The sequence below is a fragment of the Roseofilum capinflatum BLCC-M114 genome (genome assembly GCF_030068505.1).
In the GTDB taxonomy this organism is placed as follows: domain Bacteria; phylum Cyanobacteriota; class Cyanobacteriia; order Cyanobacteriales; family Desertifilaceae; genus Roseofilum; species Roseofilum capinflatum.
On sequence record NZ_JAQOSO010000012.1, the window covers coordinates 17907 to 39257 of the forward strand.

Annotated in this window: 20 protein-coding genes; 8 read left to right on the top strand and 12 right to left on the bottom strand. The window is 47.8% G+C overall.

All coding sequences use genetic code 11. The annotated features are described in order from the left end of the window. Positions 1-73 precede the first annotated feature (73 nt). Positions 74-334: a DUF4351 domain-containing protein gene (locus tag PMG25_RS03135; protein WP_283765456.1), complete on the top strand. Its 261-nt coding sequence runs from the start codon at positions 74-76 to the stop codon at positions 332-334. 119 nt (positions 335-453) lie between these two features. After that, positions 454-699 (top strand): DUF4351 domain-containing protein, encoded by a 246-nt coding sequence (locus tag PMG25_RS03140; RefSeq protein WP_283765457.1) that lies wholly within the window; start codon positions 454-456, stop codon positions 697-699. A 40-nt stretch (positions 700-739) separates the two neighbouring features. Here PMG25_RS03140 and PMG25_RS03145 read toward each other — a convergent pair whose 3' ends face one another. Both PMG25_RS03145 and PMG25_RS03150 read right to left on the bottom strand, forming a co-directional pair. Further along, entirely contained in the window at positions 740-1036 is a 297-nt protein-coding gene (locus PMG25_RS03145) for a hypothetical protein (protein WP_283765458.1), read from the bottom strand. Positions 1037-1064: 28 nt separating this feature from the next. Next, positions 1065-2213 carry a hypothetical protein gene (locus tag PMG25_RS03150; RefSeq protein ID WP_283765459.1) on the bottom strand — a complete coding sequence of 383 codons (1149 nt, stop codon included), beginning with the start codon at positions 2211-2213 and terminating at the stop codon, positions 1065-1067. A 64-nt stretch (positions 2214-2277) separates the two neighbouring features. Between PMG25_RS03150 and PMG25_RS03155 the strand changes: the two genes are divergently transcribed. Both PMG25_RS03155 and PMG25_RS03160 read left to right on the top strand, forming a co-directional pair. After that, positions 2278-3072 carry an ABC transporter ATP-binding protein gene (locus PMG25_RS03155; protein WP_347178732.1) on the top strand — a complete coding sequence of 265 codons (795 nt, stop codon included), beginning with the start codon at positions 2278-2280 and terminating at the stop codon, positions 3070-3072. A gap of 21 nt (positions 3073-3093) precedes the next feature. Then, a complete protein-coding gene (locus tag PMG25_RS03160; protein WP_283765461.1) occupies positions 3094-3450 on the top strand; it encodes a hypothetical protein in 357 nt (118 codons plus the stop codon). Positions 3451-3491: 41 nt separating this feature from the next. On the opposite strand, the gene PMG25_RS03165 is transcribed toward PMG25_RS03160, so the two are convergent. Next, positions 3492-4178: a Uma2 family endonuclease gene (locus PMG25_RS03165; RefSeq protein ID WP_283765462.1), complete on the bottom strand. Its 687-nt coding sequence runs from the start codon at positions 4176-4178 to the stop codon at positions 3492-3494. 142 nt (positions 4179-4320) lie between these two features. Here PMG25_RS03165 and PMG25_RS03170 point away from each other — a divergent pair, with 142 nt between their 5' ends. The 3 genes from PMG25_RS03170 (at position 4321) to PMG25_RS03180 (ending at position 10641) form a co-directional block, all read left to right on the top strand. Then, positions 4321-6906, top strand: a complete 2586-nt coding sequence (locus tag PMG25_RS03170) for an ankyrin repeat domain-containing protein (protein ID WP_283765463.1) — start codon at positions 4321-4323, stop codon at positions 6904-6906. Positions 6907-6999: 93 nt separating this feature from the next. After that, positions 7000-8142: a magnesium/cobalt transporter CorA gene (gene corA, locus PMG25_RS03175; protein ID WP_283765464.1), complete on the top strand. Its 1143-nt coding sequence runs from the start codon at positions 7000-7002 to the stop codon at positions 8140-8142. A 78-nt stretch (positions 8143-8220) separates the two neighbouring features. Further along, the gene (locus PMG25_RS03180; RefSeq protein WP_283765465.1) at positions 8221-10641 is read left to right on the top strand and encodes an endonuclease MutS2; all 2421 of its coding nucleotides are present in this window, start codon (positions 8221-8223) and stop codon (positions 10639-10641) included. Positions 10642-10934: 293 nt separating this feature from the next. Here the strand turns inward: PMG25_RS03180 and PMG25_RS03185 are convergent, their stop codons facing one another. The 5 genes from PMG25_RS03185 to PMG25_RS03205 all read right to left on the bottom strand — a co-directional run bounded on the left by PMG25_RS03185 (position 10935) and on the right by PMG25_RS03205 (position 15253). Next, positions 10935-12668 (bottom strand): diflavin flavoprotein, encoded by a 1734-nt coding sequence (locus PMG25_RS03185; protein ID WP_283765466.1) that lies wholly within the window; start codon positions 12666-12668, stop codon positions 10935-10937. A gap of 240 nt (positions 12669-12908) precedes the next feature. Continuing rightward, the gene (locus PMG25_RS03190) at positions 12909-13145 is read right to left on the bottom strand and encodes a photosystem II protein, Psb35-related (protein ID WP_283765467.1); all 237 of its coding nucleotides are present in this window, start codon (positions 13143-13145) and stop codon (positions 12909-12911) included. 160 nt (positions 13146-13305) lie between these two features. Beyond that, complete coding sequence (locus PMG25_RS03195) at positions 13306-14604, bottom strand: bifunctional folylpolyglutamate synthase/dihydrofolate synthase (protein WP_283765468.1); 1299 nt, start codon at positions 14602-14604, stop codon at positions 13306-13308. Further along, positions 14594-14962 carry a hypothetical protein gene (locus PMG25_RS03200; protein WP_283765469.1) on the bottom strand — a complete coding sequence of 123 codons (369 nt, stop codon included), beginning with the start codon at positions 14960-14962 and terminating at the stop codon, positions 14594-14596. Before PMG25_RS03200 ends, PMG25_RS03195 begins: the two co-directional genes overlap by 11 nt. Positions 14963-15130: 168 nt before the next feature. Next, complete coding sequence (locus PMG25_RS03205; RefSeq protein WP_283765470.1) at positions 15131-15253, bottom strand: photosystem II protein Y; 123 nt, start codon at positions 15251-15253, stop codon at positions 15131-15133. 222 nt (positions 15254-15475) lie between these two features. On the opposite strand from PMG25_RS03205, the gene PMG25_RS03210 reads away from it, so the two are divergent. Beyond that, the gene (locus PMG25_RS03210; RefSeq protein ID WP_283765471.1) at positions 15476-17128 is read left to right on the top strand and encodes a DUF3352 domain-containing protein; all 1653 of its coding nucleotides are present in this window, start codon (positions 15476-15478) and stop codon (positions 17126-17128) included. Here PMG25_RS03210 and PMG25_RS03215 read toward each other — a convergent pair. The 4 genes from PMG25_RS03215 to PMG25_RS03230 form a co-directional block, all read right to left on the bottom strand. After that, on the bottom strand, positions 17110-17889 hold the full coding sequence (locus PMG25_RS03215) for a sulfite exporter TauE/SafE family protein (protein WP_283765472.1): 780 nt from the start codon (positions 17887-17889) through the stop codon (positions 17110-17112). The two genes, PMG25_RS03210 and PMG25_RS03215, sit on opposite strands and share 19 nt — an antisense overlap. A gap of 77 nt (positions 17890-17966) precedes the next feature. Beyond that, complete coding sequence (locus tag PMG25_RS03220) at positions 17967-18941, bottom strand: acetamidase/formamidase family protein (RefSeq protein ID WP_347178733.1); 975 nt, start codon at positions 18939-18941, stop codon at positions 17967-17969. Between the two features lie 96 nt (positions 18942-19037). Continuing rightward, the gene (locus tag PMG25_RS03225) at positions 19038-19961 is read right to left on the bottom strand and encodes a DNA adenine methylase (RefSeq protein WP_283765474.1); all 924 of its coding nucleotides are present in this window, start codon (positions 19959-19961) and stop codon (positions 19038-19040) included. A 407-nt stretch (positions 19962-20368) separates the two neighbouring features. After that, on the bottom strand, positions 20369-21343 hold the full coding sequence (locus PMG25_RS03230) for a Gfo/Idh/MocA family protein (RefSeq protein ID WP_283765475.1): 975 nt from the start codon (positions 21341-21343) through the stop codon (positions 20369-20371). Positions 21344-21351 lie beyond the last annotated feature (8 nt).

The following is a 21351-nucleotide window of genomic DNA, read 5'->3' on the forward strand; positions in this document are numbered from 1 at the left end:
CGCTTGTAGCCAAGTGTTGGCGGGTTTGAGATTTGAGAAGAAGTTAATTAGACAATTATTGAGGAAAGAGACGATGCGCGAGTCAGTAATTTACCAAGAAATTCATGAAGAAGGTTTGCTCGAAGGAATTCAGCGAGGAATTCAGCAAGGCGTACAACGGGAGGTCTCTTTAATTACTCGTCAATTGACGCGACGAGTGGGGGAACTGTCTCCAGAATTGGAAGCCCAGATTCAGTCTTTGTCGGTGGAAACTTTGGAAGATTTGGGGGAAGCACTGCTCGATTTTACTGGAGTTGAGGATTTAGTGTCTTGGTTGAGCGATAATGCTCGGTAGCGATCGCCCAAATTTCCCCTAAATCCCTGCAACAAGCAGATGTCCTCGCTTGTAGCCAAGTGTTGGCGGGTTTGAGATTTGAGAAGAAGTTAATTAGACAATTATTGAGGAAAGAGGCGATGCGCGAGTCCGTGATTTACCAAGAAATTCATGAAGAAGGTTTGCTAGAAGGACAAAAAAGAGAAGCGGTCTCTTTTGTCACTCGCCAATTAACGCGACGAGTAGGGGTGCTTTCTCCAGAATTGGAAGCACAGATTCAGTCTTTGTCGGTGGAAACTCTGGAAGATTTGGGGGAAGCGCTGCTCGATTTTACTGGAGTTGAAGATTTAGTGTCTTGGCTTGGGCGATCGCCGAAACTCAAATAAAACCAGTAAAGTTCACTCTCATGAAACCTAATGTTGCCCTTCAGAGTTTCAGCATTTTCGTCATCCGAAACCAATCCGGTTGGGATAGATCGTTAGCAATAATCGTCAGTTGCACCCTATCCCCACTCTGAATTTGCTCATCCCCCTTTTGAGTCGGGTAAATAAAATTGAGGGTCTCTACCTTCACCTGTTCGGCCAGATCGGCTGGGAGAACTTGCTCCAGACGCACCGTAACATAGGTTTTTAAGTTTTTTACTCCCGCTCTCTTACTCACATCGGCGATCGCCATTTCCACCACCGTAGCGATCGCCTCAAACGTAATCGGTTTAGCGCTCATGATCTTTGGGTCAGCCTCCCCCTATTTCCTATGTTTTCTTAATCGAACTTTTCTTACTCGTTTTTTTATCTCCCTTCTTATCATGGGAGTGACCTTCCTCCAAAGGCCCTAACGTCACATCCGTATCCCCATCTTTCGATAAAGCCAGCAAATTCTTGTACAGGGAATTCGGAAGCATAATCTCTCCATATTGACCTGCTCCACTCGGTGCAGACTTACCAATAGATTTAACTGCTTCTACCGCAAAATTGGTGCAATTATACTTAAATAAATTATACTTAGCATCCTTTTTCGCTTCCACATATTCCATCAAACCATCCACTTCCGGCTGAGTTAACGCATAGGATTTTTCACCCTTAGAAGCATGGGCTACATCGGGTTCTTCCACGCGCCCAGGAACCCATTTTTTCGGATTTAGTGAAAAGCCAGTATGACGGCGATCGAGACTGGTTCCACTCCCTGGAGTTTCTAAACGCTTCATCCGTGCGGTGCTATCATACGTCCATGTACTGGCTCTGTAAATCAGAGGATAAAACCCAAAAGAAGAACCGGTTGGCGACTGCAATAATCGTTTAGTCGGTTGACGCATAGCATCGGGCACATCGGTTGGATTGTTATAACTGAGCTTCAAAAACGTATGGCCCACATTCGCCTTCGCGAGGTCTGTTAACCCCAATCTACTGCGATCTGCTGTTTCCACATCTGCACAGAGCTTCAAGGTCGCAACCGGTGCTGTTACCGTTGTATCTTCAGTCGTGGTGGGAGCTGGCGTTGCAGTGGTAGGTGTAGATGTATCCGTTTCATCACCATCAGCCCGTTGAATTGAGGATTGAGTCGATTGGCGAGTAAGGGGGTGTGAAAACCATAGATTATGGTGGTCTCCTAGGGGATAGCGCTGGATGGGCGAATTCGGTGGAGATGCAGACTGAAGCGGGATCTTGCTTTTCCACCGATCGATATGAGCTTGCATATCTGGAGCCAGTTCCCTAGGGGGCTGATCGGTTTGTAAGTCAAAATTGGCCCCAGAGGGTGTTCGTTGAGCAAAGGGTTGACGATCGCCAGTCGGTTGTATGGGTGTGGGTTTTCGAGACACTATAGGAGAGGGACTAAACCGAGGTGTTTTAGAACCCGTGCCCAGATTTTGAGAGGACTTCCGACGTATTCGCTGAGTAGACATACTCGCACTTTGCCTCTGATATAAAATTTAAGTCTTGAATTTAAGCTTAACAGAAAAATTCTTCATGATTGAAATCGATCGCGCTTGTGTTACCTTTAATCCCGGTACTGCTCTGGAAACTCCCGCCCTCCGCCAGGTTTGCTTGAGTGTTCCGGCTGGGCAGTTTGTCACCGTTATTGGCTCTAATGGAGCGGGAAAATCAACGCTACTCAATTTAATTAGTGGCGATCGCCTGGCGGACTCTGGACGCATTGATATTGCCAGTCAAAATGTTACCTCATGGCCCACCCAAAAACGGGCTAAATTGGTCGCCAGAGTGTTTCAAAATCCCCTGTTGGGATCTTGTGCAAATTTAACCGTAGAAGAAAATATGGCTTTAGCCGTTCAACGGGGAGGCTTTCGGGGCTTAAAATTAGCCCTTCCCAACCGTCGTCGCGCCCAATTTCGGGAGCAGTTAGCCCGTTTGGGATTAGGCTTAGAGCGTAGATTAGGCGATCGCATGGGATTATTATCCGGGGGACAACGACAAGCGGTAAGCCTGCTCATGTCTACCTTAGCGCCGACTGAGGTCTTATTATTAGATGAACATACCGCAGCCCTCGATCCAAAAACTGCCCATTTTGTCTCGCAGTTAACCCGCAACATCGTCAAAGAGCAACAGTTAACTACGATTATGGTCACCCATAGCATGAGTCAGGCCTTGATCATGGGCGATCGCACGATTATGTTACATGAAGGACAGATTATTTTAGATATTGCTGGAGAGGAACGGGAAGGCTTAGAAGTCGCCGATCTCCTGGAGCGGTTTAATCAGCTTAAAGGGGAAGAGTTATCCGATGATTCCTTATTATTAGGATAATCCCCATTTTTGTTCAACTCGATGGCTCGGATCATGAAGCTAAACCTTAACCCCAGTTGGCAAGAGAAGATTGCCCAGATCGCCAGCGATCGCCAGAAAACCTCAGAAGAGGTCGTCCAAGAGGCGATCGCCCTCTATTTAGGAGAAGTGGCGGCTAATTCTGGCGATCGTCTGCTTGCCTTAGAACAAGAAGTCGCTCTTCTAAAGCAAACTGTCAATCAACTCCATACCCTAATTACCGTCATTCGACAACAGCAACTCAAAGATACATCCAACCAAAAAACACCCGTTTCAGAAACTGTTTTTATGCCCGAAGTCGATGACGATATAGAGGATGAACCCGATGAAATCCTTTATGATTTTCTCGAACCGAGTTAACCCCCATTTTTTGGGGCTTGGAATTGATCAATAATCCTCACCTATTTTTGCGATAGAAGCTGCACGAATTTTTCGTGTTCGTCTGTTGCTATTCCTGCTTGCAATACCTGCAACACCTGAGCTAAATTACCGCTCAACAGCGCCCGAACATCTAACCACAATCCAGGATAGACTTCACTGCGAATTATCCCCTCCTCGTCGGCTTCGAGTTTCTCAAATTGACCGGCTCTCAGGCGAAACCAATCGATCGCATGATCCTCAACCCGCCATACCAAATATTCTTGCACCTGATGGCGACAATACACCTGCAATTTATCTTGCATATCCAGAGAGACAGTCGAAGCAGCAATTTCTACCACTAACTCCGGCGCTCCCACCACATATCCCGCATCATTGACGATCGATTGTCCTTCTCGCTCAACCCGAAGGAGGATATCGGGTTGGGGTTCATTGTTACTATCGAGAACTACTGTGGTATTATCGCCTCCTTGACACCCTGGAGTCATAGACGCATAAACTCCCAACCAAGCGATCAGGTTGAAGTGAGGTTCGCCATGTTGGTTAATGCGTAACGGTGATGCCATATAAACCACTCCTTCGATTAATTCCGCTTTCTTCAATTCCGGCATGTTGGAATAGCGCCGTTCAAATTCCGTGCGCGAAAGGCGATCGCCATTTTCTAATCGCGGAATACTTTGCGATCGAGTGATCATTGTGTTCACAACCATAGTTTTCCCTCCTATCCTTAAATTATAGAAGCTCAGTTTAGGATTCCAGCCCAATTCTTGCCAGCTCTGAGTTAACTGTTTATGCTACAATTACACTACAATTGCAGATGTCAGAATAAGAAATTGGTTATAAATGTGCTTTATGATACTCAATATTGACCGCCAACTGATTGAAGCTGTTAAACATGAAAATCTTTCTCTGGTGCAGGAATTGCTCGATGCTGGAGCTAATCCTAATGTGAAGGATGGCAACCAACATCTCCTAGAAATATGTGAATACAAGAGAGAGATTCGCTACGAATTAGTCAAAGCCGGAGCTTGGAAAAATAACCTCAAAACTGAATTGGTGATGGCCATTCCCTACGGGATTGAAGTCGTTCGCACCCTAGTTGAGAAAGGAGCAGATGTCAATGTACAGACCTTTAGTGGTACTCCCCTTTCCGTAGCGGCTGGTAGGGGTGAACCAGAAATAGTCTCCCTGTTGATTCAGTCGGGAGCCGATCTGGATGCCAAAGCTCCTCTACTTAATGCTCTCAAAGGTAAGCATTTTGAGATTGCCTTGGAATTACTACGCGAGGGGGCCGATCCGAATATAACCGATACTTTTGATAAAACACCAGCGATCGCCTTAGCCACAGCCGCAGGTAACGATCCAAAAGCCAATCAGGTCTTAAAAGCACTCCTAGCTGCCGGGGTTAATGTCAATCAAGGGATCTCCGGTATCACCATCAATGATGCTGAGGTGAAAAAACAGGCCGGAGAAGCATTAGGAACGCTGTTCAAATCCCTAGAAGCAGTCGGTGAGGTATGGGAAAAAATTGAGACCTTAGAAGAGACAGACGATCCTGAAGCTGAAGCCAAACAAGCTCTAGAAGAACTCGAAGCCATCAAGTCTCAATCCTCTGCCTCTCCTAGCGTCCAACCCATTCATATCAGGGATACCGTTCCCTTGATTTTGGCGGCTCGATGTGGATACGCTCAAACGGTTGCTATCCTTCTAGAAGCTGGCGCTCATCCCCATGAAAAGGATGGTGAAGGTTTGAGTGCCTTTGATTGGGCAACTCGCAATCAAGATACCCAAGTTTTGGACGTGCTGCGCTCTTTTGGCATTGTCGATACTCCAATCTCTCAAGATGAAATTCTGCTCAAAGCAGCCGTTGCGGGAGCAGTCGATGCGGCGCGATCAGCAATTGAGCAAGGAGCAAATGTGGATACTCGCGATCGCCGACGCGATACCCGCAACAAAACACCCCTGATGTTAGCAGCAAGAGAAGGCCATGTAGACATGGTAAACTTGCTTCTCTCGGCTGGCGCTCATCCCAATCTCGACGACCTAGCTGGGGGAGAAGTACCCTTCCTATTGTCTGGTTCTTACAGTGCGGATTCCTTAAACCAGTACGGTTACCAAGCCGGGAGAACTGCCCTGATGTTAGCCGTCGAAGCCGGTCACCGAGATGTAGTAGAGGCTTTGTTGGCAGCTAAACCGGACTTGAATCAACAGGATGGCTTGAATGTAACTGCCTTGATGATTGCCTGTGAGAAGGGGCATCTGGACATTGTGCAACAGTTGTTAGCTGAAGGAGCTGATATAAATTTGAACATTAAAGGAGTCAGTGCGTTAAGCATTGCTGTTTGGGAGAAACAGGAAGAAATTGCTATGTTCTTGATTAACCAAGGGGCTGATTTTCAGGTTCAGAGTGAAGATAGGGAAAATCTGTTGATGCGAGCTGCGAGTATGGGTTCTTTACCCTTGGTGCAGCTCTTGTTAAGTAAAGGGATGGATGTGAATGCTAGGAGTGGCGACAGCACTGCTCTCATTGATGCCTTGAATTACTACAATTCAGAGGAAGAAAATCTTGAGGTAATTGAGACTCTGTTAGCCGCAGGTGCCGATCCCAATCTGGGTAACTATGAGGGAGGAACGGCTTTGACTGCGGGGGTTTATCGAGGGAGTGTCGATGCGATCCGTGCATTACTGGCTGCGGGGGTGGATATTGAGCAACGAGACCGGGAGGGTCGAACCGCGTTGAGTTTAGCTAAGGTTTTTGGGCGCTCTAATGTCTTAAACCTATTGCGGGAATGGGCGGGCGATCGCGCCCAAGAATTAGAAATAGACTTAGAACAACCGGATGATGAATATGAAGAAGATCCCCGCGCTGATATAGAGTATGACTATCCTGATTTTTCCGAGCGCGGACGCGATCCGGCCTATGGGGAAGCGGTGCAAGAATTAGCCGAAATTTGTGGCGATCGACCCATTGAGTTTAGCGATCTTGAAGGTGGATTTTACATCAATGTTAGGGTGAATAAACGCAAGGATTTAGATGTAGAAGCCCTGCAAAATCAGTTTATGGCTAAGGGATGCTATGTTTTTGCTTCGAGTCGCACCCTCTTTGAGCATTTGCCCGAATGTTTGACGGTCTTTCCCACGACGGATAAATATGAGGCGATCGCCGCCATGGGTACAAATGGCTGTAACTATGGTATTGGCACAGGCTATGTGTTGCAATGGTTGCAAGCATTGGAAGCCAAACAGCCGTTTATTATTACCTATATTCGTTATGATTCCTTAGCCCTTCGCTTTCTCTCTCCCCTAGAAGATGTCGAGTATTGGGCTGATGAAATGTATGAGTTTTGCCCTGACCTTATTGACCAGGGAGTTATGGAGCGCGATAGGCTGATTGAATGCCTGAAAACCAGCGATCGCATCAGCTTTTGGTGGGATTAAGTTTATGGAAGGAAAATCAAACCCCCATTAGACGCGAATCTGTTATTCCCTAATTGCCTACACAACCAGACTGACCTCTAATCGACATTAGCCGTGATTAATCTCTCTAAACCGACTGACGATGATTTATTTGACTATCACTATGATGAACCGGGAAGTTTGCCGGGAACCCTAGAATTTGAAGAAGATGCGACTCCCTCTCAGCTCATTCTGATTGATTATACGGAAAGTCAAACGGAACGTACAGAATTAACGACTCCAGAAGAGTGTTTATCCTACTTAAAGAGTCCCTCGGTGTCTTGGGTCAATGTTTTAGGATTGGGTTCCCAGGAGATTTGGCCAGGGGTTCGTCAGGTGTTTGGGTTACATCCTTTAGCCTTAGAAGATGTGGTCAATGTCCCCCAACGACCGAAAGTAGAAGATTATGGCGAGTATCTGGTGATTATTACGCAGATGGTGCGCTTAAAGGAGCCAGGTAAGGGATTTTATATCGAACAGGCCAGTTTAATTTTAGGCGATCGCTACTTACTGACGGTGCAAGAGAACGATCGCGGGGAGGGGTTGCGTCAGGTGCGCGATCGCATTCAGACGGGTAAAGGAATTATTCGTAGCCAGGGTGCAGACTATTTGATGTACAGTATTTTGGATGCGATCGTCGATGGATTTTTCCCCGTTTTAGAAGCCTATGGCGATCGCATTCACGATCTAGAGCAGGAAGTGGTCACGTCTCCCAGTCACAAAACCTTAAAGACTCTCTATCGTATCCGACGGGAATTACTCGCTCTGCGTCGGCAAATTTGGCCCCTACGAGATGCCATAAAACTGTTAGTCCGTAATCCCAGTCCCTTAATTGGCCAAACCGTGCAAATTGAATTAAGAGATTGCTATGACCATACCCTACAAGTGATGGATTTGGTGGAAACTTATCGCGAATTGACCTCAGAGATTATGAATGTCTACTTGTCTTCTGTGAGCAATAAGACCAATGAAATTATGAAAGTCTTAACTGTTATTGCCACGATTTTTAACCCGCTCACCTTTGTGGTTGGGGTTTATGGCATGAATTTTAATCCCGAAGCCTCCCCGTGGAATATGCCAGAACTGAATTGGGCCTGGGGATATCCCATGGTTTGGGGAGTCATGTTGAGTATTTCTGGGGGGTTAATTTATCTGTTTTGGCGCTGGGGTTGGTTTCAAGACCTCTCTACCCATTTGGATATAGAGGACGATCGTTAGGGATACAGCGCTTTGCGCTGTCCAGAGTGGCAAAAGTCGATACAATAAACAGTGTGGCGTTAAATCGATAGAACACGAGTGATCCAAGACGAAACCCTAGAGCTGTTAGAATGGTCGCGGTTGTGCGAGCATTTATCGACGTTTGCAGCGACGAAAATGGGGGCGATCGCCGCCCGGAATTTGCCGATCGCCGAAACTCAAGCGGAAAGTTTAACCCTGTTGGCGCAAACTCAGGAAGTCTACACCCTGGAGCAAACCCTAACCGCAGAGATCCCGTTTGGGGGAATTCGGGATATTCGCAAGATTGTTAAACGAGCGACACTCAAGGGGGTGCTGTACGGGGATGAACTGCTGGATGTGGCGAGTACATTGGCGGGGATGCGACGACTGCGCCGGTTTATTGAGGAACAGGATGATGTGCCGATTTTGCTGGATTTGATTAGCACGATCCGTACTTATCCGGAGTTGGAACAGGAGATTAACCACTGTATTGATGAGCAGGGAAGAGTTGCCGATCGCGCTAGTGTGAAGCTGGGTAATGTGCGCCGTCAATTGAAAACTCAGCGCGATCGCATTACGCAAACCCTGCAAAACCTGCTGCAACGGAAATCCCACGCCATTCAGGAGAATTTAGTTACCCAACGGGGCGATCGCTATGTGTTGCCGGTGAAAGCGAATCACAAGGAAACCATCCCCGGTATCGTTCATGACTCCTCTGCAAGCGGTGCAACTCTGTATATCGAACCCCATGCGATCGTCTCCCTGGGGAATGATTTGCGACAGTTGCAAAAGGAAGAAAGCAGGGAAGAAGAAGCCATTTGTCGCGCCCTCACGGAGAAAGTTGCGGAGGTTTACGACGATTTAGAACATTTGGTGGAGGTTGCCACTATTCTCGATTTAGCGACTGCCAAAGCCAGATACAGTTATTGGTTACAAGCCAATCCACCTCGTTTCATTGAATCCACGGAAATGATTACCCTGCGGCAATTGCGTCATCCTTTGTTGGTGTGGCAACAGCGTCATGAACAGGGGAAAGAGGTGGTTCCGGTGACGGTGTGTATTGAACCGCCGATCCGAGTCGTGGCTATTACGGGGCCGAATACGGGGGGTAAAACGGTAACCTTGAAGACCTTGGCTCTGGCAGCACTGATGGCAAAAGTCGGCTTATTCGTGCCAGCGCGGGAACCGGTGGAACTGCCTTGGTTTAGCCAGGTTTTAGCCGATATTGGCGATGAGCAGTCCTTAGAGCAAAGTTTATCGACGTTTTCGGGACATATTCGCCGTATTTGTCGGATTTTGGACAGTGTTGCCGCTTGTAGGGGCGAACGGCCGTTCGCCCCTACATTGGTACTATTAGATGAGGTGGGTGCGGGAACCGATCCCTCCGAGGGCACTGGGTTGGCGATCGCCCTCTTGAAACATCTCGCCACCAACGCCCAACTTACCATTGCCACCACCCACTTCGGCGAACTCAAAGCCCTCAAGTATGAGGATGAGCGGTTTGAGAATGCCTCGGTGGAGTTTGACGAGGTATCCTTGCAACCCACCTATCGCCTGCTGTGGGGCATTCCGGGGCGATCGAATGCTCTGGCTATTGCCAGCCGTTTGGGGTTAAATGCGGAGGTGATCGAAGAGGCGCACGAATGGGTAGACACGGGTTCCGAAGACGTGAATCAGGCGATCGCCGGTTTAGAAGCCGAGCGTCGTCGTCAGGAAACCCAAGTCAAAGAAACCTCGACACTCCTTTCAGAAACCGAACGACTCCACCAAGAAGTCGCACTCAAAGCGCAGCAACTGAAAGAGCGGGAGCAAGAGCTACGCCAACAACAGGAAATCGAGATCCAAAAGGCAATTTCGCAAGCCAAAAAAGAAGTCGCCCAAGCCATCAAACGCCTACAACAAGGTACTGCCCAAGACACCCACAAAGCCACCCAAGAACTCGATCGCATTGCCGAGCAATATTTGCCCTCCAAAGTCAATCCCCCCAAACCCAAACCCGGTTATAAACCGCAAGTTGGGGAACGGGTACGCATTCCCAGTTTAGGACAAACCGGAGAAGTTCTACAAATGGACGAAGAAGGGCAAGAATTAACCGTGCGGTTTGGGTTAATGAAAATGACCGTAGGACTCGCAGAAATCGAATCCTTAGACGGCAAAAAAGCCGAAGTTTCCACTAAGGAAACGAACAAAAAAATAGCTCCTGAAAAAGAGAAAACGCCCCCTCCCAAACCCACAGCCCCAGTCATCCAAACCTCTCGCAATACTTTAGATATCCGAGGATTGCGCGTGGTGACGGCAGAAGCCGAACTCGATCAAGGGATTACCAAAGCCTACAATGCCAACTGTACGAATGTCTGGATTATTCACGGCAAAGGCACGGGTAAATTAAGGGAAGGAGTCCATGAATTTCTGAGGAGCCATCCCCAAGTCGAGCGCTTTGAATTAGCCGATCAAAAAAACGGCGGCACAGGCGTAACCATTGCCCATTTAATCGACTAATTCCATCACCGTAGATACTGTCTTGGATGTCAAGGGGAGGCGATCGGGACGGCGATCGGAGCGGCGATCGTGTAATTGGGGTCAAAAGGCTTTTGGGACTTCAGCAAGGCAAAGGCCAAATGAAGAAGTTTACGCATAACGGCCCCAATCACCTGCATTTTCACCTTCCCTCGACTTAATATAGCGCTGCGCGCTATAATTCCCAAGCGGATAAGGTGGGCAGGGCTTGTGGTAGGGGTTGGGGTCGATCGCCTCTTTTCCTGCCCACCCTACGACTACCCCTACGAACCCCCTTAATAATAACTGCCGGTTTTGCGATGGTGAACGGCGGTTACCCCACTTCTATCAAAGACTTTACCGCTCTCAACGGTGGCGTAAACCATCCAATGATCGCCGCATTCCATGCGATCGCCTACCGTACATTCGAGGTAAGCAAGGGCATCCTTGAGAATCTTACCGCCATTTTCCGCTATTTCCGTTTCCAAGCCTGCAAACCGGTCTTCTCCGGGGGCAAACTTGCGGGTAAATTGGCGGATTAAAGGACTCTTTTCGGGCAAAATATTCAACACAAAGCGATCGCCTGAATGGGTTAACGACTCCATTGCTCGGTCTTTAGCCACCGCAATTGTTAACCCTGGAGGATTAAACGTTGCTTGAGACACCCAACTGGCAAGCATTCCGCTATGCAGGTCTCCCCGATGGGCCGAAACCACGCACAACGATCCGACCACTCGGCCAACCGCTTGTGCGGTGCGATCGCTACTCGACACATTCACCGAGCGCTTCGGAGTCCGTCGTTTGAGATCCTTCTTCAACTGTTGGGCAAAATCAATCCCCGCTTCCTCACATTGCTGCAAAATGGCATCCGTGGGGGCAAACTTCACCCGGATCGGCTCAAACCCAAACTGATATCCCGCATCCTCCAACTTGCTCTGCAAAATATCGATCGCTTCTCCACTCCAGCCAAACGACCCAAATACGCCCGCAAGTTTCGTTTTCGCTGCCGTTGATAGCACAATTCCTAAAGCCGTTTGCACCTGGGTGGGGGGATGGCCCGCTAAGGTGGGAGAACCTAAAATAAAGCCATCACATTTTTCCACCTGAGCCTGAATCTCAGCCGGATCGGCCAGTTCACAATCAATTAACTCAACCCCCACACTCGATTTCGTAATTCCACGGGCGATCGTCTGGGCTAAAGTTCCCGTATTCCCATAAGCGGATGCATAAATTAGAGCCACCGATAACTCCTGTCCGCTTTGCTTCTCGCTCCAAGAGCGATAGAGCTGGGTTAACTCCTGTTTCCCGTAGCGTAGCAGCGGCCCGTGACCAGGAGCATAGAAGCGAGTCGGTTTATCTTTCATCCGGTCTAGGGCCGTCAGTACCTGCCGAGGTTGTGCCGCATGGAGACAATCAAAATAATACTGCCGGTCTTCGCTATAGAGTTTCCATCCTTCATCAAAGACTTGATCCCCACAGACATGAGCGCCAAAAAATTTATCTGTAAATAGAATTTGCGAGAGGGGATCGTAGGTGCAAATGCCATCGGGCCATCGGGGGGTTGGGGTGGGGATAAACTGAAGATGATGACCTTGGCCCAGGTCGAGGTCTAGATCTGAGCGGTTAACCAATTGCACCTTTACCTCTAGACCTTCCTCTTCCCAAAGCTTTTCCAGGGCTAATTTAGCAGCTTTCGAGCAGACGAGGGTTAGTTGAGGAGCCAGCTTAAGTAAGGCTTTGAGAGTGGCTCCCCGATTGGGATTAAAGTGGTGAACAATCACGTAATCAATGGACTTGAGATCCAGTCGATCTTGGAGGGCTTTAATATAGTTATCGGTAAAGGATTCTCCTGGGGGATCGATTAAGGCAATTTTATCGCTTTTAATCAGGAATGAATTCGCGGTTGTTCCCTTTTGTAGGGAATATTCAACTTCAAATTTCAGACGATCCCAGGTTCGCGATCGCAATAAAGTGGTTTGATGATCGAGATAAACGACTTGGACATCACGGGGTTTAATTGTAGATGACATAGGATCAAGGCGGTGAGAGTACAAGGATGGGTTATCCCATAGTATAACTTTCTGGCTTACACCAGAAGCCACCCTGATTCCTTTAGTAAAGTTTATATCTGTGATTAATAATGTACCCTATAGCAGCGACAACTGCTGTATTGCCAAAAAACGATAAAAAACGCTAACTCCAGAAAAGGAATTAGCGTTAAGACGTGGAGGTGAGTACGGGAAGTTGGGGTACTCACGCTACCGAGATGATTAGCTGGCCAGGGTGTTACTGCCATAACTATCCAAGCTATATCCAGGGACGCGGTTGGTGTAGTCGGTTTCTTGACCGGTTACAGATTTGGCGATGCTGTTGAAGCCATCAGAGTCCCAGTTGCGTTCGTGGATAGATTTGGTTTGTTCTCCCATGAAGTAGGCTTGAGTTCCGATTACAGAAGCAGCAACCCAACCAGCGATAAACAGTAAGGAAAGAATAACTAAGTTAACCATGTTGTTCTCCTATGTGTGAACTTTTGTTTCGTTTCTTGCAAACTAATGTAACAAAGTCTTGCAATATTTGTCAATATGATGTTAATCACAAGGGACTGTGACGCAGATCGCTGGAATCTAGGCAAAAGATTCTGATTTCACCCTTACCTTTAGGAGAGGTTTAGGAGTCTATGGCCAGGGAGAAATAATAACCGAGCAGATATAAGGAACCGCAAACCACGGTTAACCCAGAAGAGTCGATCGCGGCCGCATCTAGAGCATCTGCGAGATCTGCATAGGGTTCACCACTGCATAAGTCTGGTTGTAGGGTTTGAGCGAGTTCGACTAGCTCTTGGGGGGAAGCGCAATTGCTATCGGGAACGGGGACAGTGAAGAGGCGATCGCCCGGACGCAGAAGAATTTGTAAGATTTCTGTATGGGATTTGGTCGAGAGCATTCCCATCACCCAATGAATGGGAGTAGGCTCTAGGGTATCGAGATAGTGCCGCAACACGATCGCCGATTCGGGATTATGGGCCCCATCAATCAGGATGCGCTGGTGTTTCCAGATACTCCATTCTAGGCGACCGGGCCATTGGGTACGGGCGATTCCCTGTTGGATTGCTTGGGGAGAAATCGTCCAGCCTGAAGGGGGTAAGCTTTGAATGGTGGCGATCGCCAAAGCAGAGTTTTGTAGTTGATGCGCTCCTACTAAAGGCAGTTGATACTCGATATCAGCAAATCTGGCTTTTCCTCCACCGAGATCTTGGGCGGCTGGGGGATAAATCGCTGGGCAGTTTAACGCTTGAATTCTTTCCTGGATGACGGTTTTTGCTTCTGGAGGGACAGCACCAATAATCGCGGGACAGTCGGCTTTGAGGATACCGGCTTTTTCTCTGGCAATATCTCCTAGGGTGGGGCCCAACACTTGCCAATGATCCCAACCGATGGAGACAATCACAGTCGCTAAAGGGCGATCGCAGACATTAGTGGCATCTAAACGGCCCCCTAATCCCACTTCCATCACCCCTACATCGCACTCCTGGTCAGCAAAATAGAGCCAAGCGGCCGCTGTAAAGAGTTCAAACTGAGTCGGTGAATCTTCAGGATTAACGACTTCTAAAACCTTGACTAAATTGTTATAGAGGTCTTCTGGGGCGATCGCCTGGCCATTAATACAGATTCTTTCCGTCCAATCTCGCAAATGGGGGGAAGTATAGCGCCCCACGCCATAGCCTGCGGCTTCTAAAATCGAGCCGATATAAGCGCAAACCGACCCCTTACCATTGGTTCCAGCCACATGGATTAACGGAACCCGATCCTGGGGGTTACCGAGGGCTGCTAACAGGTGCTTAATCCGATCTAACCCAAGATGGACAGCCACATGCTGATGGGGGGGTAACAAATCGGCGATCCGGCTCCGCATCTCTGGTGAGATCGCCTGCCCCCATTGAGAGGTTTTAGGGTTCTTATTCTTCAAGTTGCAATCTCAAATTCACGGTTCCAGAGGGTCTAACATCCCCAGGAGAGCGAAATAAGCCCAGGTCTTCCCCCGATCCGGCACTGTCTTGGTACATCACATCCACCTTTTCATTGAGTCGCACTTGGGGAATAACCGATCGCGATCGCCCAGTGGATAAGCGCGGATCAATTCTCACAGAAGAGTCTGTATATAAACCCGGAAAATCTTGGGTGCTGCGACTCTCCACCGTTTGTAAAGAGTCTCCTTTTAGAGTCACTCCCTCTTCTTCTTGAGAGAGAGCAGGGGAACTCAAGAAGGCAAAAACCGCGCTCCAGGCGATCGCGGCACTCACGGGCCAAAAGAATAAAGTCTTCATCTGTAACCTTGACATTTAGTCTAAAGATACGGGTACTTTCTATTATGGTGCGCCATAGAAACCTCTCGCAATCCTTTATTTATAAACTCTTAATAACCGTTTGAGCAAAATTAAGGGGTTAGGAGTCTAGACTCCTAACCCCCAAGGGATTAATCCCGAAATAAGGATTTATGCTTCCCGGCTGTTTAAGAAGTTCTGAATCTGAGTGAGAGCTGCTGCACCAATATTAAAAACAGCCCATCCTCCAGCAACAGCGATCGGTAGTAAAACAACGACAACACGCCAATCCATAGTTCTATCCTCCAGATTCAGTAAAGTTTTTTATCGGTTTTTCATACTTCTAGTTTTACCGCAAAGTGAGACAATTGTGTACTCATGCTACGAGCCTTTGAGCCTATGGACAGATCCCATAGGCAGATCCCATGGGCGTTCCATCTTTATCAACCCCATTGTCGCGGGCAAAAGTATAGTATCATGGGGCTTGGCTCATCGAATGGTAAGGGTGAGGGAATCATGAATCTAGCCCCGATCGCCCAATGGGGTAAAGCGGTATTCGTCAATGTCTTCAAACTATCTGCACTTGTGGCCTGCGGATTGGTCTTGTGCCTTAGTGGATGCGCCCGATCGCAGTTTCCGGGAGATTCGGCAGCAGTGGAAGCCTTATCTGCGGCTCGGTTTATTTCTAAACAAGCGCCGGTCGTCGTCTCCTTATCCGAGAAGCCGGATCGGGTGTTATCGGAAATTAAAGGATTCGATCGAGGGAAAAAACTGCTACAAAATACCCTCCTTGATAGCACCGGTTTAGAGTATCAGCAAGATATTCAGCCTTGGCTGGATGGGGGCGGAATTTGGGCGATGACGAGTACGGATCTCGATCGCCAAGGGGACAATGGACAACAACCGGGTTATTTGGTGGTGCTACCGACGAAAAACGCCCAACTTTCCCAAGAATTATTAGAAGTCTATTGGCAACGGGAGGCGATCGCCGGCCAAGATTTGGTGTTTGAACCCTACAAAGGCACACAGTTAATTTATAGCCGCAAAGAAAACACGATTGCTACCACGGTAGTGGGATCGCGGTTTGTGTTATTGGCAAATCATCCTAAAGTCCTGCGCGAAGGGATTAATAATGTGCAAGTTGCCGATCTGAGTTTAGGCGCAACCCCAGACTATCAACAGTTGCAGGAACTCAATAGGGATAAAGGAAAGGCGATCGCCTGGATCAATCTGCCTCAGTTTGCCCAAAAGTTGGGTATGGATGTCAATCATCCCTTGTATGCAGCCTTGGGGATGAGTGTGCAATTCCAACAAGATGGACTGTTAGCCAAAACAGATTGGTTACCCACCGATCCAGCTTTGCTCGCAGGAGGAGAAGCGCCCTTAAATCCCTCTTCCCTGTTAACGTATCTGCCCCCTAGCAGTTATTTAGCCATCAACGGTGTTAACCTGCGTCAGTTTTGGCAACAGGTGCAAACAGAAACGGCAGGTTATGGGAACATTTCCGAGATTCTGCGCCAACCCTTGCTCGACTGGGGAAAACAATGGCAATTAGACGTGCAAGCCGATATTCTTGATGCCATTGAAGGAGAATATGCGATCGCCTTGTTACCCGATGAAGAAGAAGGGGATTTAGATTGGATTATCATTAGCGAGAAAACGGGAGAGAGTTTAACCGATCGTTTAGATGCGATGGTGAACCAGCAAGGCTTGAGTGTTGGCTCTTTTAAGTTAGACGATCGAACCCTGGTGGCTTGGACGAAATTAATCGCCGATCCGATCGTGGAAGGGAAAGAAACGGCTAAAAGTCGGTTATTAAAAGCCAAAGTGCAAGGGGTGCATACAACCGTTAACCAGTATGAGATTATCACCTCATCTATTGCTGCTATGGATCGGGTACTGAAAGCCAAAAAGACAGGCAATTCCTTAGCTACCGATGCCCTCTTTCAAGACAGTATCGCCGCTTTACCTCCAGTCAACCATGGCTATTTCTTTGTCAATTGGCGATCGGCTCAAAAACCCCTGGAGCGTCAAATTCCTCTGTTAAGGCTGGTAGAATTGGCAGGCAAGCCTCTCTTAGACCCCTTAGAATCGGTGGCGATCGCCAGCTCTAGCACTTCCGAGGAACGTCAAGCCGATATCTTCTTCAACTATATGGCTGTCCACTGAGTCCACGCTTGCCAAAAGACGTAAGTCGCCAATAGTGCCAACAGCAGACGAAAGCCAAAGGTAATCACCCGATCCTCCAATGTCGGTAAAAATCGGGTACTGATTTGTACCCCAATTAATCCCCCCGTTCCTAATAAAATTCCAGCTAAAGGAACCACATTGTTTTGTAGCGCATGACCGATACAAGCGGATAAAGCGGTGAGAACAATCACGCCTAAACTGGTGCGGACGGCATCTTTAATGGTTTCTCCGAGCCATAAAATCTGTAGGGGAACCATGATCACTCCTCCCCCTACCCCTAAAAACCCGGCCATAAATCCGGCGATCGAGCCGGTAATCATTCTCGCCAAGGTGGGATTAAACTGGGGTTCTTCGATGGTAGGTTCGGACTGGGTGAGGGTTTTGCGGACTTGGACTAAATAGAGGTTGAGCAGTAAGAGCAGTCCGAAGCAGAAGAGGAGAAGATAGGAGGGGAGGCGATCGGCGAAAATACTGCCCACTTGAGCCGTAATCATTGCTGGGAATCCTAAGAGTAGGACTTTAGATAATTTTAAGTAACCCATGCGCCAATTTTGCACCGTTCCCGAACTAGCAGTGATTAAAATCGAGAGGCTACTGGTGGCCACAGATTCGACCGGGGAATAGCCTAATGTGGTTAAGAGGGGAACTAAAACGGTTCCGCCACCAATGCCTAAAAAACCCGCGAGAATTCCGGCTAAGAGTCCTCCACTGGCTAATAAAATAATTTGGGTTACAGTCATGTCAATTAAAAATTAAAAATTAAAAATTAAAAATTTTTATGTCGGCGACAGCCGAAACAATTAACAATTCATAATTTTCAGAATTGAAAACCTTGGGGAAGCATCTTCAGGGGAAATAGGCCATGAACCCCTTTTTGCGGTCGATTCACCACTTGGGTAATCCGAAAAGAAGCGGCTAAACTACAGAGAACATAGGCTTCTTCTGGGGTGAGACCTCCGCAGTATACCAGCACCTGGATCATCTGTTCTAAGGCTTGTTCTAAGGCTTGATCGAGGGTGGGGGCAAATCCCATGGTAATCAGGTCGGTGGGGGTTTGGGCGAGGGGGACAGGAAGGGGAAAGTTTTGATGCAGAATAACTTGAATTGTGCCATTCATGGAGGTTTCGATCGCCGTAACATTAACTTCCCCATCCCCTTGGGCCCCGTGACCATCGCCAACCGAGAGGAGGCCCCCAGGGACTTGGACGGGGAGAAAGAGCCGAGATCCAGCTTGCAATTCTCGGTTGTCCATATTGCCGCCAAATGTGCCCGGAGGGACGGAAGAATGGGGTTCTGAGGGGGGGGCAACGGCTAAAATGCCAAAAAAGGGCTGAAGGGGGATTTTAATTTCTGGATGACCGGGAAAGTAGGCAATTTGTTGGTCGAGGTCTAGGGGAATGAAGCGCAGCGCGGGGTCGGGGAACTGTTGGGGTAAGGCTCCCCAACCGGCTCGAATGGCGTTAAACCCGACGGGTAAACTGGGGGTAATGCGCTCTAGACGAATTTCGAGAATGTCCCCAGGTTGGGCATTTTGGATGTGGATGGGGCCGGTGAGCAGGTGGGGGCCGGGGCCGATTTTGCGCTCAGGGGGGAGATGGTGGCAGATGTCTAGCAGTTCTGGAGGGAAGAAAGCTTGGGGGGCGCGATGATGCTCCTCAATGAGGTAAAATCCAGTATAGGTCTCGATCTGGATGCGATCGCCTGACTCCACCGTAAGCACAGGCGGAACTTTATCCGAAAATCCCCCCAGATGCACAGTCTCGCAGGTTGCTCTTAAAATATGTTCTTTCATGGCCATGGGTGGGGAATCAGTAATTCGTCAACTCTTTTTCTCTGAAAGTCCCCCTTTTTAAGGGAGATTTAGGGGGATCGTATTTCTCTATAATTTTCAATAATTTTTCACCACAATCTCCTGAACCAATCCCCGTTTCTTACCCTTACTATTAATCATCCGATTCGCCGATACCCGCTCAATGGTAAACCCCTCATACAACCGTTCAAAAAAATCATCAGTTGGGTCTTCATTTTTCGGATCGGAATTACTCAACATCATCTTCACATCATACAGTCGATCTAACTTGCGGAAAAACTGCCCTAACCTTTCCTGCTCCCGCTCTGCAAACTCCGATTGAGCATAAGCGGTAAACTTCGCTGTTTGACTCAGGGGGCGATAGGGCGGATCAAAATAGATAAATGAATCGTCTGTCATCACAGATTCACAGCTCTGAAAATCTCCACCGATAATTTCTGCTTTCTGCAACACCTCAGACGCTACTCGCAAGTTGTCTGCATCCAAAATTTTCGGATGTTTATATTTCCCCGGAGGCACATTAAACTCCCCCTTACTATTGATACGAAACAGACCATTAAAACAAGTGCGATTCAGAAAAATTAGCCAACTCGCTCTCACGGTAGAATCTGGAGAATACTTTTCATAGTTAAAGTCTAGTCTTTGGGTATTATACTGTTCCCGAATCAGAAAATAGAAGTCTTTGCGCTCAGAATGGGTCAAACCATGATATTTATTTTCCAGTTGTTCTAATGCCGCCATCAAGTCGTCTGGATAGTGCTTCACCACCTGATACACTAACACCAGTTCCGGATTCACATCATACAGAAATACAGAGCCAAAATCATAGGTTTGCGCTAAGTCAAAAAAGACCGCACCCCCCCCTAAAAATGGCTCAATATAGCGCTTTATTTTTCCCTGTTTTAATTCAGGGGGATAGTGTGCTTCAAATTGAGAGAGCAGTTGAGATTTACCCCCTGCCCATTTTAAGAAGGGTTTAGCGCGTTGATTTTTTGATGTCATATTATTTCCCCTCATCCTTCTACCCCCTTGTCCCGCAGGAGAAGGGGGGGAAAGTCAAGAATTCCATGGGAGAGGGCATTTCTGATTTTATCTATAAAACTAATACCATTTCTCTTTAAGTTTGCACTTAATTACTGTCGATTCTAGTAGACCATTTCATCTAATTTGATGCATTAGATTTTGTTTGTAGTGAGCGCTTTAGCGCTAACACCGAACCATGTTTTCTATAAATAGTGAGCGTAAGGAGCGCACCGAAGACTATAAGCGCTAAAGCGCTTACTACGAACTGGGCTTTCTATTGAACTATTTTAGGTGAAACAGTCCACTACGGCAAAATCATTAAACGCATCATCATAGAGAAATGGCATAAGGTTAATCCTAACCGATGGAGAAGATTAAATCAACGCCTAATTTACAGTAACTTTTTGTCCCGTTAATGCCGATCTTTCGGCAGCGCAAGCGACTTTAAGGGCGTATAAACTGGACTGAGGATTAACATAGAGTTCTGTCCCTTCTGTTAAATACTCTAAGACTTGCTGAGTGTCTTGGGCAAAGAGTCCTCGGCGTGTGCCTACGGGGATTTCTGTGGTTTTGTCCAGTTGAATTAAGGAGCCTTTCTCCCCTTCAAAGATTAGGGTTCCTTGATGGCCATGGACTTCTAATTTTCGTTCGGGTTGCCAAAAAATATCCCCTTTACCATAAACAATATCGGCAATTGTACCGCTAGTAAATTGGAGTTGGGCAGTGCAGAAACAGCCGTGATAATAGTCAGAATTCTCCGGCCAATAGCGGTTTTGGGCGTAAACTGTTTCCACAGTACCTAATGCATCGGTGAAACGGTGGATAGAAGGGAGGGAGGCGACTAAGGGAAAGCCGAAGAGGTCTTTGTGATAATTCCAGCGCTGGGGTGCGGGATGAATGGGGGCAATTTTGCTATAGCGTAGATAGCTGATTTCTCCGAGTTGGGGGAGAGTTTGCTTAAAGGCTTGGTGGAGTCCGCCTAAGAGTTCGATATGCTCGATATGGAGGAGTTTGTGTTGGGTTTTAGACAGTATCCAGAGGCTTCTGGCTCCCTCGAAGTTGAGGGATAGGGGATATTCAACGATGACATGCTTTTGAGCGGTTAAGGCGGCTTTGGCGATCGCCCCATGATCTCGATTGATGGTACTAATTATAACTAAATCTAGGTCATCAAGCTGCACCAATTCTTGCCAAGATTCTAGTACCCGCGCCCCATATTTTTGGGCAAACTCAGCCGTTTTATCTGGATTATAACCCACCACTGCCACCAGACGGCTACGGGAATCACTCTGTAAAGTTTCTGCTCTCAAGCGAGCCGCAAATCCCGTACCAATTAGACCCACATTCAAAGGATTCTGCACTAATTTCC